1 protein-coding gene and 1 pseudogene are annotated in these 1,506 nt (G+C 66.9%); both read right to left on the reverse strand.

The window, feature by feature from the left end:
• Window positions 1–590, reverse strand: a pseudogene (locus GSQ95_RS25825) (PilN family type IVB pilus formation outer membrane protein); the annotation flags it as partial.
• Window positions 587–1,506 (reverse strand): TcpQ domain-containing protein (locus GSQ95_RS25830; protein ID WP_158897154.1); only part of this gene is annotated, 920 nt, incomplete at its 5' end. The gene GSQ95_RS25830 and the pseudogene GSQ95_RS25825, both read right to left, overlap by 4 nt.

Consider the following 1,506-nt stretch of genomic DNA (forward strand, 5'->3'; position numbering starts at 1 on the left):
TCATCGAGCAGGCCGGAGGCCTTTCCGCTGTATTTGAGGCCGCTGACCTGGCTTCCGCCGGCTAGGCTGGTGAAGTCGGACGCGCGATAGCCGGAACCGCTCGAGCTCGCGGCGCCCATGGTCGCCGGGTTGGTGATCACACCTGCAGGCAGGAGGCCTGCCAGGCTATCCGGGCTGGGGTTGCCGATCGGCGCCGGCGCAGTGCTGGCCGGTTGCGGACTGGCCGCCCCAGCGGTGGGGTTAAGTGCATCGGGCGAGACCAGCACGGCGATACCGCACTGGCTGGTGATGTACTGGGCAATCTCGGTGATGCCGACGCTACCGGAGGGCCGATAGCTCAGCTCGCAGTCCAGCGCCGAGGGCATGCCACGTTTGGCCACCACCGGTTGTGTGGAGACCCAGGGTTTATCGATGAACACGACGGTCTCACGCTTGGGCTGTTGCTGCTGGTTGCGCAGCAGGGCCGCGTATTGGCTGGCCATGGCGGCATCGTTCTCGGCACGCTGGGCCGATTCGTCCACCCGCTGTACCGAGCAGCTAGCGACCAGGAGCGCCGCAGCCAGGGCGCTCAGGCGAAGGGGGTGGGTCATGACTTCTTCCTCTCGGAAACATGAACGATGCGCTGGCTGGAGTTGCCATCGACGATGAAGGAGCGGCGAGCGCCGTCGTAGAGCGGGAAGACCTGGGCAACGGCCTCGGCGAAAGTGCCGCGGAAGTGCAGGGCCGCCTCGATGGGGTAGTCCAGATCATCGGGCTCCCAGACCACCTGCCAGCCCGCACGCTTGGCCCAGGCCTTGACGGACTGCTGAAGGGTGCTGCCAATGGGCGCATCCCAGGTCTGGGTCATGGCAGAGGCCGGCTCGGTCAGGCGGACCGAGGGCAGGGCATACGCGTTGGAAGCGGTCGGGACGGCAGCGGCTGAAGACTTAGCTGCTGGGATGGCGACGGCAGCCGGCTTGGCAGTCGATAGCGCCGCAACAGCAGGTTTGGCAGGAGTGCCCTTCGCCAAGGGGGCGTTTGGAGATTGCCTGACTGGCAACGCCTCCCCAGGCGCATTGACCGGTGCGGATGTCAGCGCCGCGCCGGCGGGCACAGGTATGACCGCTGGCGTGGTAGCGACGTTCGTTACCGGCTTGGCCGGTTCGGTATGCGTGTCCAGAGGCTTGGCGGGGGGCACAGAGGCAACAGTCACCACTGGGCTGGAGGCCGGTGCGGGTTTGCTAGGTGCTGTGCTCGGGGTAGCTGCCGGCGCAGCAGCATAACGCTGGCCCTCCGGCAGTTGGTAGCCCGGGCGCAGTACAAAGCACACCGACCGCACGACCTCGTCGACCTTGACCTGCCAGGCGGGTCCGGCCAGCACCTGCAGGGTGTTGCGCAGGCTCATGGGCCCGAGCTTGTACTGGGCGGCCGGCAGGGGCCGGGTGAAGAGGATGTTGACGTGCCCCTGTTCAGGGCCGCACAGGCTGTAACCGGAGCGATTGACCACGTACTGCATGGCGTCGCGAA

This window comes from Pseudomonas sp. BAV 4579, assembly GCF_009765395.1.
In the GTDB taxonomy this organism is placed as follows: domain Bacteria; phylum Pseudomonadota; class Gammaproteobacteria; order Pseudomonadales; family Pseudomonadaceae; genus Chryseomonas; species Chryseomonas aestiva.